A 14,827-nucleotide genomic window follows, 5' to 3' on the forward strand; every position below is an offset into this window, starting at 1 on the left:
CGGTGCAGTTGTTCGGTGGTGCGGGGTACACGCGGGACTTCCCGGTGGAGCGGATGATGCGGGACGCGAAGATCACCCAGATCTATGAGGGCACCAACCAGATCCAGCGGCTGGTGATGGCCCGCCAGCTCCTCAAGGGCTGACCCCCGGCAGCAGCGCCCAGCGGCAGGCGGCAGTGGGTAGCTCCGGTCGCCTCCGGGCGGCAGCCTCCAGCCTCCGGCGGCGGTAGCTCCGGGCGGCGGCAGCCTCCGTTCGCGGCAGGATTCGCGCGCGGGAAGTTCCCCAATGTGGCATTCGGGACGTTCAACGTCCCCAATGCCACATTGGGGAACAACCCCTCCACGTTCGGGGCGGCAGGCCCTCCTTACGTTGGTGTGCGGGGCGTCGCCCGATCGGTAGCGTCGTGGGCATGTGGTTTCTGGTGGGGATCGGCAGCCTGGTGGTCCTGGCGTTGACCGCGGCCGTGGTAGTCGACCTGCGGGACCGCAAACGGGGTGGCACGCGCAAGATTTTGATGCCCGGCTGGCTCGAACGCAGGGGTCGCGGTGGGATGGCCGCCAACCCGATCGCCTGGAACGCGAAGGACTACCGGCCGAAGTCGCCCAGGGAACGCGACGAGGAGTAGCGCGCGGGGAGTTCCCCAATGTGGCATTCGGGACGTTGAACGTCCCTAATGCCACATTGGGGAACAACCTGAGGCGCGGGACGAGGAGTAGCTTTCACCTCGATTTCAAGCGCTGCGCCCTACCGTGATCCCTGGTAGTTGAAGTTTCAACATATAACACAGGGAGCTGTTGGGGATGTTCGCTCGAGTGCAGGACGTGGCCGCGTTGCTGGGCCGAATCGGGGTGGCCGTGGTGTTTCTCGCCCACGGCCTGCAGAAGTGGGACGCCGGGGTCGGCACGACGGCCGAGATGTTCGGCGGGATGGGCGTTCCGTTGCCAACGGTCGCGGCGGTGTTCACCATCGCGGTCGAGATCCTCGGGTCGATCGCCTTCCTCGTCGGTCTCGCGTTGCCGCTGGTCGGTGTCGGGTACGCGGTCGTGGGGCTGGGCGCGGTGCTCACCGTGCACCTTGGCAACGGGCTGACCGGGCAGGGCGGCTACGAGCTGGTGCTGGTGCTCGCGCTGGCCGGGCTCGCGCTCGGCTTCAACGGCGGCCGGATCTCGGTCGACCACATCCTGCTGCACCGCACGCGCGCCAAGGAAGATCAGCCGCAGACCGTGTGACTCGGGACGCCGGTCAGGCGAGCAGGTCGATCGTGGTGCGCTCGGCGTTCCTGCGATCGTCCAGCTTTGCCTGATCGGCGTTGGTGATCTGCACCAGATGCGCCCCGGCGCTCAGCGGTGCGAGCAGTCCGGCAAGCACCCCCTCGGGAACCGTCCAGTCCATTGTGGAAAGAACTCGATCCTTTCCGGAGATGGCTGACTCCTCCGCGAGAGTCCTGGCGCTGGCTAACACCTCGTCCACGGTTTCGCCGAGCAGAGCCGGAGTGGTGCCGGGAATCGGGAACAACGGCGCGAAGTCGTCGCCGGAGAGCCGCGCCTCCGACAGGTAGTCGAGCGCACCGCCCGTGGGCGCGTCCGGCAGACCTCTGCCCAGCGGGTCGAGTGCCACGATCGCGGTGGCATTCGCGGCGCTCGTGCTCGTGTCCGGTCCGACGAAGGCCACCTTCGCCCCTGCGGGCTCGGACACGACCTCGGCGCCGCACCACCACGTGCCGAGCAGCACGCCCGCGGTCTGCCAGTGCGCCGGTAGCGCGACGGCCACCGGATCGCCCGGCTCCACGTCGAACTCCTCGACCAGCCAGTTCGCGGTCTTGGCCGCCCAGTTGGCCACCGTCGCGACCGACAGTTCGACTCGGCTACCTGCCTGGTCGTCGTAGTGCGTGATCAGCGGGCGGGCCGCGGCGGTGTTCAGCAGTGGGCGCAGGAAATGCTCGGTGATGCTCACCCCACGAACCTAACCGGCCGGCCAACGCGCGAAGCACCCGGGCGAGCCGGGGCAGCTAGCTCCTAGTTCACACAGGCCACGCCGTCCGCGGTGATCCCCTCCTGCGTCAGAACCGATCCCGGCCCGCTGCCTCCGCCTCCGGTAGGCGTGGAAGTGGCCGCCACCTCGTTACCGCGCCCCGCCAGCGACGCCACGAAGTCGTGCACAGCAGCTTCGTCGACCTCGATGATGCTCTGCCCGTCAGGGCTGCGGCCGCCGACCGTCTTGACCGGGATCGTCACGAAACTGATGTCACCGGAAGCGATGCCCTTGGCCTGCTCGGCGAACTCCAGCAGGTCGAGATCCGGATCGAGGACCAAGGAACGGTGCACGGTGTCCACCAGTTCGTTCAGTTTCGACGGACTCGTCAGCGTGCCCGCCGACAGCACCTGGTGCAGCGCCGAGGCAAGGAACGCCTGCTGGCGGACGATCCGGTCGAGGTCGCCGCGCGGCAGGTTCTTGCGCTGGCGCACGAACGACAGTGCCTCGCCACCGGAGACGACCTGAGGTCCGGCCCGGAAGCTGGCACCGGAGTCCTTGTCCTCGGTGGGCTGGTTCAGGCACACCTTGATCCCGCCGAGTGCCTCCGTGAGCAGGTAGAAGCCGAGCAGGCTGACCTCGGCGTAGTGGTCGACGCGGATCTGCGTGAAGTCCTGCACGGTTCGCACCAGAGCGCGCCTGCCCGCCTGATCGGACTCTCGTTCGATCTCCGCCTGGTCGGTCCCGCCCTCGGCCCGCAGTGCTGCCGCGGCGGCGGTCTTCGCGACCCCGTAAGCCGAGTTGATCTTGTCTTTTCCGCCGTGCGCGACGTCGACCCAGGTGTCCCTCGGGATCGACACCCCGGCCGGCTCGCCACCGTCCTTGGGAATGCGGAGCAGGATCAGCGTGTCCGTGTTGATCCCGGCCTTGCTCTCGGTACGCAATTTCCGGAGCACCTCGAGCGGCAGTGGATGGCCCTGCATGTCGGTGCGGGCGTCCGTGCCGACGAGCAAGATGTCCGTCGCGCCGTCGTCCTGCGGTGGCGCGACTCTCTCGTCCTGCTCGATGAGCGCGTCGGTGGTGCGGACGTTGTCCTGTACCCGGTCCAGCGTCGCGTAGGCGTATCCCGTCGCGACCAGGGCCGCGGCCGACAACATGGCTACAAGCGCCCTGACGCTCGCGCGGCGAACCCGGCCCTTGCGGCGGTGCCGGGCAGGCGGAACCACGGCCGGGCTGGAGCGCGGGTAGGGCGACGGTACCGGCTGGGCAGCGCCCGTCTCCTCGTCGGTGGCGGGCTGGTCGCGTTCGGGTGAACCGCTGGTCCCGTCGTTCTCGCCCTGGGTGGGGCCGGGGTTCTCGTCCGCGCCCGTCCCGGAGTTCCGATCCTCGCTGTCGGTCACGCCGGTAACCTCCCCTCCCCGCTTCGGCCACCGCCGAAGTCTGCCCTGACCAGGCTAGGGCACCGAGAGTGCGGGCGTGGCCGGAGCCCGAAAGTCCTCCGGTCCGGCGGGCATCAGTTGACGCAGGTCACGTCACCCGCGGTAATCGAAGTGGGCGGGGCGTCCTTGCCGGTCTTCTCCGGACCGTCGGTGCCCGTCTCCGGGGGCTGCGGCTGAGCCGCCCCCTGTGGGCTGGAAGAACCAGGGGAGTAGTCCGCGCCGAGCAGCAGCCGCACATGGCCCGGGTCGACGTCGCTGTCCGGTTCGCCGGTCAACGTCATCCCGAGCGCCTCGCTCAGCGTGTCGACGTTGTCCTTCTCGCCCGGAGCATGCCGGACCAACGTCGCCGACCGCGTGGCCAGCGCGGTCATCCCGTCGCCGTCGAATCCGGCGCGGTCGAGTTGCGAGCGGACGCGACCGCCGAGTGTGGGGACACCGGAGGCGTTGAACAGTTCAACGGTGATCGACTCGGCGCCGGCTACGCCTTCGGTGGTCGAACCTTCGTCCTGCCGGGAGTCGCCTTCCGTGCCGATGACCTCGTCCACAAAGGCCTGTACCTGCTCGACGTCGACCTCGACCACGTCCGCGCCGCCGATGCGCGCGTTACCCAGCACCGGAATCGTCCGGAACTCGATGTTGCCGCTGGTCATCCCGCGCATCTGGCCCGCGAACTCGAGCAGGTCCCAGTCCTCGGAGAGCACGACGGACTTCTTCACCGCGGAGATCAGTTCGGAGATCTTCGACGGGCTGGTGAGTACGTCGGTGGAGATCACCTTGCGGGCCAGGCCGGACAGGAACGCCTGCTGGCGGGCGATCCGGTCGAGGTCGCCGTTCTCCAGTTCGTAGCGCTGGCGCACGAAGGCCAGCGCCTGCACGCCCTCGATCGTCTGCCTGCCCTGGGGAAGGTCGATTCCCGACCGGTACTCCTCGACCGGCTCCTTGAGACACACCTCGATGCCGCCGACGGCCTTCGTGATCTCGTAGAAGCTGGCCAGGTTGACCTCTGCGTAGCGGTCGATCAGCCCCGGCTTGCCGACGAACTGTTCGATCGTGGCGATCAGGTTCTTCCTGCCAGCCGTTTTGGCCTGCTCGTCGATCGCCTGGAGGTCCTTCTCGCCCTGCTGCATCAGGCTGCTGTGAGTGTCGTTGTAGGCGTAGACGAACGCGCTGTTGAGTTTGTGGGTCCCGTAGCCGCCCGCGAGTTCGACCCAGGAGTCGCGCGGGAAGGAGAGGGCGACGGCGCGGGTGCCGTCCTGCGGGATGTGCACCAGGATCATCGTGTCGGTCTGCCGCTCACCGTCGGCCTCGCCCGCGTGCAGCATGTCGAGCACCTCACGCGGCAGCGGGTTGCCCTGGCTGTCGGTCCGGCTGTCCTGGCCGACCAGGAGGATGTCGATCGCGCCGTCCAGCGGGACGGCCTCGGGCTCGGAGTCGAAGACGTTGGTGGTGGCTAGGCCCTCGTTGAGGTCGCCGACGAACTGCCAGCCGTACCAGGTCAGCGTCAGCACCACCACGGAAAAGATGGACAGCAGTGCCTTGCCGCTGTACAGCATGAACACCGCGAGACTGCCGCGTTCGCGCACGACGGGTCTTTCGATCGTGCGTCGTGGCCAGTCGGTCACGCCCTGCTCCTCCCAGACGGCTGTGCTCCGCACCGCGAACCCAGCGATGTGGCTACGGCCGTGTCACTCTCCACATTACTGATTTTCGTGTGAGACGTCCGTGGGTTCGCGAGAGTTGTCGATCGCCGGACATGGCACCCGGATGTAGCAGTCATGGCAGACTGCCCGGGGCGTCGTGCGTACTGCGAGAGGTGAGGGAAACAATGCGGGTGCTGGTCACCGGGGGAGCCGGATTCATCGGGTCTCACTATGTGCGGCAAGTACTGTCCGGTCAGTATTCGACACTCTCCGAAGCCGACGTGGTGGTACTCGACAAACTGACCTACGCGGGTAGTGAGTCCAATCTGGCTCCTGTCGCGGACAGTCCACGTCTGCGGTTCGTTCGCGGTGACATCTGCGACGCCGAACTGACCAGGGAGCTGATGCGCGGTGTCGATCTGGTCGTGCACTTCGCTGCCGAGTCGCATGTGGACCGGTCGATTGCCGGTTCAGCGGATTTCGTGATCACAAACGTGGTGGGCACCCAGACCTTGTTGCAGGCGGCGCTCGAGGCAGGCGTCGGCAAGTTCGTGCATGTCTCCACAGATGAGGTCTACGGCTCCATCGACGAAGGTTCCTGGGCGGAGGACCGTGCGCTGGAGCCGAACTCGCCGTACTCGGCCTCCAAGGCCGGTTCGGACCTGCTGGCGCGTTCGTTCCACCGCACCCACGGTCTTCCGGTGTGCGTGACCCGGTGCTCGAACAACTATGGGCCTTACCAATTCCCGGAGAAGGTCATCCCGTTGTTCGTCACCAACCTGCTCGACGGCGGTCAGGTGCCGCTTTACGGCGACGGACTGAACGTTCGTGACTGGCTGCATGTGGATGATCACTGCAGGGGAATCCAGCTCGTCGCCGACGGTGGCAGGGCCGGGGAGGTCTACAACATCGGCGGTGGCACGGAACTGACCAACCGGGAGCTCACCGAGCGACTTCTGGCCGCGGTCGGGGCGGGCTGGGACAGAGTTCGCCCGGTCGAGGACCGCAAGGGACACGACCGCCGCTACTCGGTCGACATCAGCAAAATCACAGCAGAGCTCGGTTACCGTCCTCAGGTGGACTTCGACGCCGGTCTCGCCGACACCGTCCGGTGGTACAGCGAGAACCGGTCGTGGTGGGAACCGCTGAAGGGCCGTGCCGCGCTGGTGGAAAGGTGACAGAGATGCCGGGAATCGTCCTGCTCGTACCTGGCGGAACGGGCCAGCTCGGCCGCGACCTCGTGGCATGCTCCGGTGCGGAAGTCGAGGTGCGCGCTCCCGATTCCACCGAACTCGACGTCACACAGACAGGCGCGGTGATCGAGGCCGTCGCGACCATCGCCAAGTACGCCAAGGAGTCCGGAAAGCGTGCGGTGGTGGTGAATGCGGCCGCCTACACCGATGTCGACGCTGCCGAGTCCGAAGAGGAGCGTGCGTTCGCGGTCAACGTTGACGGGCCGAGAGTGCTGGCCGCCGCGTGCTCGTCCCGAAGGGTTCCGCTCGTGCACGTCTCCACCGACTACGTTTTCGCCGGGGACGCGGACCGGCCCTACGAGCCGGAGGACGAACTGGCGCCGCGTACCGCCTACGGCAGGACGAAAGCCGCGGGGGAGGACGCCGTGCTGGGCTCCGGGGCGCAGGCGTGGATCGTGCGTACTGCCTGGCTGTACGGAATGGATGGCCGCAACTTCGTCAAAACCATGGCACGGCTGGAGAAAGAGCGCGACACAGTATCCGTTGTGGATGATCAGAGAGGGTCACCCACGTGGTCAGCCGACCTTGCGGCAGGGTTGGTGGAACTGGCCACCCGCATCGCCTCCGGTGCGGGCCCCGATCGCAGGGTGCTGCACTGCGCTGGTGGCGGGGACACCACATGGCACGGTTTGGCGAGGGCGGTCTTCGCCGAACTCGGTGCCGATCCGGAACGGGTACTGCCCTGCACCAGTGCCGAATTCCCTAGGCCCGCCCCCCGGCCGGCCTACTCGGTACTCTCGGCAGCTTCGTGGCGCGCGGCCGGACTCACTCCGCTGCGCCCGTGGGACGAAGCGCTGCACGAGTTCGTGACCACCTACGCCGACGCAGCCCGCTAGGACTCCTGCGAGTCAGAACGCCCGTGCCCTCAGGTTCTGGTTGCGCCGGGCCAGCGCGCTGCTGATGCCTGCCCCGGTGAGCGCCATCCCGGTCGCCAGAATGCCGCCGGTCAGCAGCAGGCCGAGTGCTCCCGCACCGAGTTCACCGAGGTCGAGCAGATCGCTGGTGATCCGGAAGGCGGTCAGCGGGAAGGCCAGTACGAACAGGCCGGGCAGGATCCCCCAGACCAGCCCGCCGGCCAGCGGGCCGGCCGGAGACAGCCGGCCGAGCAACGCGACACCGAGCAGGACGAGTCCCCCAGCCACCATCGCTACCGCACCCGTCACCCCGGCCTCACCTGGAAGTTCGGCGATCGTCCTTCTGATCTGACCGCTGCCGTATCCGACCAGTCCGAGCCCGGCAGGCGTTGCGAGCAGGCCGAGCGCGCCGCTGAACAGGTGCCGAAGAGGCCCGCCGTTCTCGGTGACCGCGACGGCGGGTGCGTCACCTGCCGTTGACTGATCGTCGAAGACGGGGTGCGAGCTCGACGACACGTGGCGCCTCCTGCTGTTGTCGTTGACTGCGAAATCGGGAGTGTAGCGACCCGGCGGCGCGGTTCGGTGGGAAACGGAGTAACCCACTACGACGTTGGTAGGTAGTTCGTTGACTGTGCCAGGAATTCGCTTCTACGGTCAGGCTGCCGGGCGAACTGCGCCGGAAGCATGGGGACCTGGGGAGGGTTATTCACAAGTCGGCAGACGTGCCGCAGTAGGGGCGGTCATGGCTGCCGACTGCAAGTGAGACACAGGCATGACACTACGCGGACTGTGAATAACCCGACCTATGAACAAAACACTGGGAATTCGAGCGGTACGGGTCGCCGTTCCGCGCATCTACTGAATATTGCTGGGGGCAGCGGTGTCGACTTCAGTGCGGCGCTTCTTGACCGGTGGCCTGGTCACCGTGTTCGTCTTCTGTCAGATCAACACAGGAGGGATCGCGCAGGCCGCGCCCGACGAGCAGCCGCCGGTCCCGGTAGCCAGTGCCGCACCGCGGCCCGCTGTCGGCGAGACCGTTCCCAGCGGTCTCGTCAGCAGACAGGACGCCGAGGTCGAGCCGCAGCTCGACACGCCGATCACCCCGGTTCCCCCGGTCGAGCAGGGGCCGGACGGCTCCGTCGACGTCGAGCGCGGGCCGTCCGCCGCGCTGGAGTCCATTCCGCCGTTGCCCGCCCTGGATCCCGGCACCGGGACGGTTCCGGTCGAACGGTCACGGGTCGTCCCCGACCCGCCGGTCCGGCCGGAGAAGCTGACGTTGCCGGAGCGGCCCGGTCAGGAACTGGTGGACGCCACCACGGACGACGCCACCGAGACACTCCGGAACGCGGGCAGGCTCGCCGCGGACGGCACCGCCGAGCTGGACGCGAACAACCTGCAACCGCAGGTGGCCTCCGCGCAGGTCGTCGATCCCAGCAGGCGCGCCAGCCTGCAGGAGCTGATCGACGCGCTGGCAGCCGGCGAACTGCCGCCGCCGCTTCCGGTCGATCCGTTGGCACTACTGGAAGAACTGCCGGACGGGATTCCCCGTATCACCTATCGCGTCTGCTCGGAGTCGGCGACGAAGCAGGTGTCCTGCTCACTCACCCTGCCGCTCGGTGTGCCCGCGGTCGTCGACGTCACCGGCGATCGAACGCCGGACGTGCTGGCCGATCTGCTGCCCGCGGTCGCAGTCGGCGACATCGTCGGCCCGGTGCGGGAGATACTCGACCTGGAACGCGAACTCGACGAGGTGACCAGCAGGCTCGGGGTGGTACTCGAACTGCTGGAGGACCCGCTCAACGCCATCCTCCATCCCGAGCTGCTGGTCGAGCGGCTGCGGCTCGAGGAACTGGTGGACAGCCTCACCACCACCCTGCAGGAGAAGGTCGAAGCCCTGCTGCGAGTGATCAACGTGGGGCTGGCGATGCTGTCGGTGCGCCTGCCCACCAGTGAGCTGGCGGGCCAGGACCTGCCGGGGCACGTCTGGGCGGTATACGACATCCCCGGCCGCAAGCGCCTTTCCCTTGGTTACGACGGCTTCCGCAGGGGCAGCAGCCTGCCGGCCGCCTCTCTTGGCATCTTCACCCTCAACCCGATCGAGGCCGTCAGGGGGATCTACGACATCAAGGCATCGCTGATCCAGGTGGGCGCAGGGGATTCGCTCGCGGTGACGGCAGGCATGGCGTCGGTCGCCGAAGGACGCGACGGCGAAGCCTATGACCCAACGGTCGCCAGTTCGAGATTCTCACCGGTACCGACACTGTTCCATGCGCACGCGTTCATCGATCCCGGCGCGGCAGACCGAAGTCAGCAGGCGAAGATCGACGCGAGTAGCAGTGAGCAGACTCAACTCGACGCCCAGGTGCTGTCGAACCGCCGCTCCACCGGGCCCGGCACGGATCGGTTCGACCAGCTGAAGGTCGACGTGTTACCGACCGAGGTGTCCGCGTCGCTCACCCGCCCGGCAGGGGGTGGTGACGCCACAGTGGACTACCAGGCCGACTCGACGATCGACGACGTGCTGTTCGCCGATTTCGTCTACTCCGGGCAGACGCTGAACCGCGCGGTGCAGGCACAGGCCACGGCCGTGCCCGCGCGGTGGAACGCGGTGCTGAGTTCCGCGGGACCCGACGTGTCACTCGGCTACGACGCGAGCAGCAGGCTGGCCGCCCTGGACGCCGCGTTCTTCGACCGTGAACCGGCCATTGTCCTGCGAGGGTCGCTGCGCGAACTGCCCACCGCACTCGACCTGCTCGTGGATCCGCAGGCGAGCCATCTCAACGTCACCGCGGAACAGGCGATCGGTTCGGCGGCCGTGGCCATGTCGAAGAATCTGGGTTCCTTCGCTCCACTGGACGGGGACCATGCCACGGTCATCACCGACGGCGGGAAACTCGGTGCGAGTGCGCGCGTGTCCGGGATGCGACAGGTGGATGCCTACTACGACGGCCACACGCGGTTGAACACCACGTTCGAGCCCGGCGGGCAGTCGTTCGTCGGAGCGGGCGACATCGACGGCGTGCACAAGGCGCGTTTGGAGATCTCCAACCTGCCGAGAACGGCCGCCATCGACGCGAACACCGCGGCCCGCACGATCGGGTACCGGGCCAGCGAGGTGATCGACAGGGCGCATGTCGCCTACACCAACACGCAGAACGGCCCCACGGTGTTCGGCACGGTACTGCAAGTGCCGTCCACAGTAGACTTGAGCTACGAAGTGGGGGAACAGTCGAGGCTGCACTACGAGGCGTCCAGCCGGATTCCGAGAGTCGAGCTGTTCGGCAGCCTCGGCCACATCGAGAGCCTGCGGCCCGAGCAGGACCACTACCTTTCCGCGGCGACCACTGGGGTGCCCACCCGGATGGACCTGCTGGTGGACCAGGCGGCCAAGCATCTGCAGGGTGATCTCGAGCAGTCCATGGACAGTGTCGACGTGGTGGCACGCGTGCCCGCGGCCGGCCGTGACTGGACCGCGATGACTGAGCTCGCCGGGATTCCCGCGCGGTTCGATGCCGACTGGCCGGGCGGCACCTACCGGTTCCGCGGCCTGTCCGGGCCACTGGAGTCGGCGCGGCTGGCGGTGCACAACCACGCGGGAGCGATGGCCCCGGACGGTCTGCACCTGGCCGCGCACTATCGCGAGTCGTCCGGAGATCTGGACGGCAGCATCTCGGTGCGCAACGTGTCCCATGTGGAGTACTCGCGCACCGAGGGCAACCAGACCTTCCGGCTGGACACCGATACCGGGGGAGAGCCGGTATTCGTGGACGCAGAGGTCGTGCTGGCCGCCGACGGCGTTGACGACACGGTCCTCGCCGCACTCGGCAGGGTGGACAACCTCCCGAGCACGCTCCGCGTCGACTACGGCGACGGAAAGCTCAGCTACGGCGCCGACCGCAACGTCGGGCTGGCGCTCGGCGTGCGGTTCGGCAAGCTCGCCGCGCTCGAGGGACTCGGCGCGCCGCTGTTCGACAACGGTGTGGCGGCGGTCGCGCGAGGGTGTGACGACGGTGCCGGATGTGCTCGGGACGAGGGCGCCTTCTGCCAGACCTTCCCCCGATGCTTCGGTGTCGTCGGCACCGTCAACCTGCCGGGCCTGCCGACCGGTATCACTGTGGACCTGACCGAACGGCAGGTCGTTCTCGACGACTACCGGCCGACCGCGCCGCTGCAGGCGTACGTCGGCGTGCACGGCCTGCTCGAGGGAGTCCCCGACTTCGAGGCGATGGCGACGCTGGACGGCCTTGCCTCCCCGCTGGACCTGACGGTGGGACCGATCACCGTCTCCGGTGGACTCGTCGACGTCGGCTACACCGCATCGGCCCCGCTGGGCACGCTGACCGTCGAGGCGGACGCCAGGACGACCGATCCCCGGTTCCCCGTGCTACGGGGAAAGGCGACGGTGGCCGAGTTGCCCGCGACGATGCACCTGACCGGGCGCCTCGGGGGCACGACATCGGTGAGTATGCGCAACTCCGCACCGGTGGACGACATCGCGATCACGGTCACCGGGGACCGATCCGGCTATCTGCGCGCCGGGGTGAGCGGGGTACCGGCCGAGGCCGACGTGCTCGTCGACGCGGTCGCCGGGCATGCGGAGGTCACGATGTCGGCCCCGATCAGGGCGGTGACGGCGCTGGTCCGCGACATTCCGGTGAACGGACGGACCTGGTCGGCGTTCGGCGAACTGCGGGACATTCCCGCGAAGTTCACCGCGGACTGGTCCGGTGGGCGGTACCTGCTCGACGTGGAGTCGGGGCGGCTCGGCTCGGCGGCGTTCGCGGTGACCAACCACGCCGGCGCGGTCGCGCCGCTCGGGTCGCATCTGGCGGTGCACTACCGCGAGTCCACCGGCAACGTGGATGCCAGCGCACGGATCGCGAACGTGTCCCGGGCGGAGTACAGCCACACGGGCAGTGATTTCACCACTCGGTTCAACGCGGCTTCGCAGGAACTCGCGCTGGACGGTGATGTGGTGCTCGCCGCGGACGGAGCCGACGACGTCCGGCTCGCCGCGCTGGGGACGCTCGGGCCACTGCCGAACGAGCTGACCATCAGTTCCAATCAGGGAGTCGTCTCCTACACCGCCGACCGGACCCTCGACATCGAGGCCCAGCTGTGGGTCGGCAAGGTCGCCGCGCTGCGGGGTCTCGGCACGCCCCGGTTCGAGAACGGCATCTCGGTGGTGGACGGCAAATGTCAGGCTGGCGCGGGCTGTGTGGCCGACGAAGGCCCGTTCTGCGTCGAGGGCGGGTGCTTCGGCGTCACGAGCATCATCAACGTGACGGGCCTGCCGTCGTCGATCACCATCGACGCGGCGAACTCCCGGTTCGCGTTCTCCGGCTACCGCCCGGCCGTGGACCTGCTGGAGTTGTACGTCGCCGACTCGGTGTTCACCCCGGCGCCGCTGACCGGGGCAAGGGCGAAGGTGGAGTTGACCGGGCTGCCGCAGGGCATCGACTTCACCCTGGGACCGATCAAGGTCGACGACGGTGTCGATATCGCGTACGACGCCAGTGTGGACCGGGTCGGCTCGATCGAGGTGCACGCGGAGGCCTACGACGTCCCGACGTTCGGCACCACCCGTGCACTGGCACAGCTCGACCCGATACCGGGCAAGGTGCGACTCGCAGGCAAGTTCGGCCAGGCCAGCAACATCTCGGTGGAGAACTCGACCGGCATCAGCAACCTGTTGCTCAAGGCGACCGGAACCTTCGAGGGGACACCGGCGACGGGAGTCGCACAGCTGCGCGACGTTCCCGCGAAGTTCGGCATCACTACGGACGTCACCGGTGCCGGGCTCACCGTGCCGAACTTCACCTACCGCTCCCCAGCGAGCACCCTCGATGGCCTGTTCGGTCTCGAAGGCAGGCTGGTCCGCGAGACCGGCCCGGTGGCCGCGGGGATCACCGGTGTCTCGCTGAACTTCAGCGACCTGGGTGGGGAGACCGACGTCCGGCTCAACCAGGACTCCTCGGTCAGCCTCACCTCCGCGCCGAAGACGTCGCTGCTGGAGTTCCACACCGGACTCCTGGTCGGCCCGATGGACCGGGCCGAGGTGAACGAGGAGCTCTTCTCCTACGCGGGCGGGTTCTTCACCGGCCACCTCCGCGGACACTACGGACTCGGCGAGAGCAGCATCGACGACATCGGCTTCGAGATCCACGAAGTCGCCGACCTGACGATCCGTCCCGGCAAGATTCCATTCGGCTCCGGTGACGTGCCACCGGCGGCCGGATACCTGATGCCGTCCTTCGACGAAGGCGACTACGATCGCGTGGAACTTGGGACGAGTGGCGTGGATCTCCGACCCGACGTGGACCTCACGTTCACGATCGAGCGGCCGACGCCGTTCCCTGACGCGTTCGAGGAGTCCGTCGTGCTGAAGCCGACAGATAGAATTCAGTTCCACCGGTACGACCAGGAGTACCGGCCGGTCAGCTCGAAGCTGCAGCTGTTCGTCGGCCCGGCCGACCTCGGCTGTCTCGAGCTGTCGAGCAGGCCGGGCAAGGTCGCGACCGGGGTGAACGGGATCGTGGTGCGGGGTGCCGACGGTCAGCAGATGGTGAACTTCCTCGATCCCGGCGACGCGATCCCGGACTACGCCATCGACCTGCTGGCGAAGTTCGTCTCGCCGTTCGCCGACGCGACACTCGATGTCAGTGACTGGAACCTCGGTTCGTGCTGACGCCCTGGAGCCGCGCACGGTCGCGCAGACCATCGGCAGGGTCGTCCTTCGGTTCGGTCGTGCTGGTGTCGGCGCTGGCTGTCGCGGCTCCGGCCGGGCTGTCCGCCTGCGGGCCGGACTGCACCGAGGCCGCGCTGCAGGTTAGTCCGGTCACGGTCGGCGCCCCGCAGGACCCGCTCACCCTGCGCGGCACCCTGACCTCCGACGACGCGCCGGTCAGCGGGGCGAGGCTCGCTTTCTACTCCGTGCGTACGGGTGACTCGGGCAGCCTGATCGGTTACGGGACGACTGATGGCTCCGGTACCGGTGAACTGGTCGTCAGTGGTGGGCTGGCAGCGCTGCCGTACCCACCCGAATCGGTGACCGGGTACGAGGTGACCTTCGACGTGCTCGATACCGTGGACGGCGTGCGGTACTGCGAGACCAGGGCGAGAGCGACGCTGTCATGAGGCGCGGAGGCTGTGCGGTTCTGCTGGTACTCGCGCCCGTTCTGGCTGCCTGTGGCGCGGACCGCGCGGAGAGCTCGGCCGACTGCGCGAGGGTCGGTTCGCTGTGGTCGTCAGGTCAGCCGCTCGCGCAGCTGAACCCCGAACCACCGCCACCGATCCCGGGCACGGTGACCGAGGTGCGGGCGACCGTGCTGCCACCGAAGCCCGGCATCACCGAGATCCCCGCTGGTGAGTCCACATTGGCCAGGCCGGACGCGGAAGTGCCCACGCTCGTGGCGATCGGCAGGATCAGTGGCGAGGTGGTCGATGTCCGGTCAGGATTCGAACGGATCCTCACCGAGCGGAACTGGCGCGCGGGCAGCGGCAGTGAGTCGAAGTCCGGCGGCGAGCTACGCCGGTTCTCCCAGGCCTACGAAGGGAAGGACGCCTCCGGCTCGGTCGTCGTCCTGAACTGCGACGAACCGTGGTACCTGGTGAGCCAGCGATAACCCCCGCCCCACCCCCTCTCGCACTTTCCCGGGAAAGCGCGATTC

12 protein-coding genes are annotated in these 14,827 nt (G+C 67.9%); 8 read left to right on the forward strand and 4 right to left on the reverse strand.

Annotation, left to right across the window (positions count from 1 at the left end; genetic code table 11):
• The 3 genes from D0C15_RS28675 to D0C15_RS28685 all read left to right on the forward strand — a co-directional run.
• On the forward strand, positions 1-143 hold a 143-nt coding region (locus D0C15_RS28675; protein ID WP_281270736.1), incomplete at its 5' end, for an acyl-CoA dehydrogenase family protein.
• A 266-nt stretch (positions 144-409) separates the two neighbouring features.
• Entirely contained in the window at positions 410-625 is a 216-nt protein-coding gene (locus D0C15_RS28680) for a hypothetical protein (RefSeq protein ID WP_116051248.1), read from the forward strand.
• Positions 626-800: 175 nt separating this feature from the next.
• Positions 801-1,229, forward strand: a complete 429-nt coding sequence (locus D0C15_RS28685) for a DoxX family protein (RefSeq protein WP_116051249.1) — start codon at positions 801-803, stop codon at positions 1,227-1,229.
• Positions 1,230-1,242: 13 nt separating this feature from the next.
• On the opposite strand, the gene D0C15_RS28690 is transcribed toward D0C15_RS28685, so the two are convergent.
• From D0C15_RS28690 to D0C15_RS28700, 3 genes are all read right to left on the reverse strand, one after another.
• Positions 1,243-1,953, reverse strand: coding sequence for a TIGR03089 family protein (locus tag D0C15_RS28690; protein ID WP_116051250.1), 711 nt, complete (start codon positions 1,951-1,953; stop codon positions 1,243-1,245).
• A 62-nt stretch (positions 1,954-2,015) separates the two neighbouring features.
• Complete coding sequence (locus tag D0C15_RS28695; RefSeq protein WP_425455439.1) at positions 2,016-3,371, reverse strand: LCP family protein; 1,356 nt, start codon at positions 3,369-3,371, stop codon at positions 2,016-2,018.
• 113 nt (positions 3,372-3,484) lie between these two features.
• The gene (locus D0C15_RS28700; protein WP_425455440.1) at positions 3,485-5,032 is read right to left on the reverse strand and encodes an LCP family protein; all 1,548 of its coding nucleotides are present in this window, start codon (positions 5,030-5,032) and stop codon (positions 3,485-3,487) included.
• Positions 5,033-5,235: 203 nt separating this feature from the next.
• Between D0C15_RS28700 and rfbB the strand changes: the two genes are divergently transcribed.
• Positions 5,236-6,228 (forward strand): dTDP-glucose 4,6-dehydratase, encoded by a 993-nt coding sequence (gene rfbB / locus D0C15_RS28705; protein WP_116051251.1) that lies wholly within the window; start codon positions 5,236-5,238, stop codon positions 6,226-6,228.
• Between the two features lie 5 nt (positions 6,229-6,233).
• Positions 6,234-7,139 (forward strand): dTDP-4-dehydrorhamnose reductase, encoded by a 906-nt coding sequence (rfbD, locus tag D0C15_RS28710; protein ID WP_116051252.1) that lies wholly within the window; start codon positions 6,234-6,236, stop codon positions 7,137-7,139.
• Positions 7,140-7,151: 12 nt separating this feature from the next.
• Here rfbD and D0C15_RS28715 read toward each other — a convergent pair whose 3' ends face one another.
• Positions 7,152-7,673 carry a hypothetical protein gene (locus D0C15_RS28715; RefSeq protein ID WP_162830289.1) on the reverse strand — a complete coding sequence of 174 codons (522 nt, stop codon included), beginning with the start codon at positions 7,671-7,673 and terminating at the stop codon, positions 7,152-7,154.
• 376 nt (positions 7,674-8,049) lie between these two features.
• Between D0C15_RS28715 and D0C15_RS28720 the strand changes: the two genes are divergently transcribed.
• From D0C15_RS28720 to D0C15_RS28730, 3 genes are read left to right on the forward strand one after another with little or no spacing between them, the layout of a single operon-like run.
• Complete coding sequence (locus D0C15_RS28720) at positions 8,050-13,845, forward strand: hypothetical protein (RefSeq protein WP_116051254.1); 5,796 nt, start codon at positions 8,050-8,052, stop codon at positions 13,843-13,845.
• Entirely contained in the window at positions 13,839-14,294 is a 456-nt protein-coding gene (locus D0C15_RS28725; RefSeq protein ID WP_116051255.1) for a hypothetical protein, read from the forward strand. Before D0C15_RS28720 ends, D0C15_RS28725 begins: the two co-directional genes overlap by 7 nt.
• Complete coding sequence (locus D0C15_RS28730; RefSeq protein WP_116051256.1) at positions 14,291-14,782, forward strand: hypothetical protein; 492 nt, start codon at positions 14,291-14,293, stop codon at positions 14,780-14,782. The genes D0C15_RS28725 and D0C15_RS28730 overlap by 4 nt, the downstream gene beginning before the upstream one ends.
• Positions 14,783-14,827: the final 45 nt, after the last annotated feature.

It is taken from the genome of Amycolatopsis palatopharyngis, from assembly GCF_003385185.1.
Lineage (GTDB): Bacteria > Actinomycetota > Actinomycetes > Mycobacteriales > Pseudonocardiaceae > Amycolatopsis > Amycolatopsis palatopharyngis.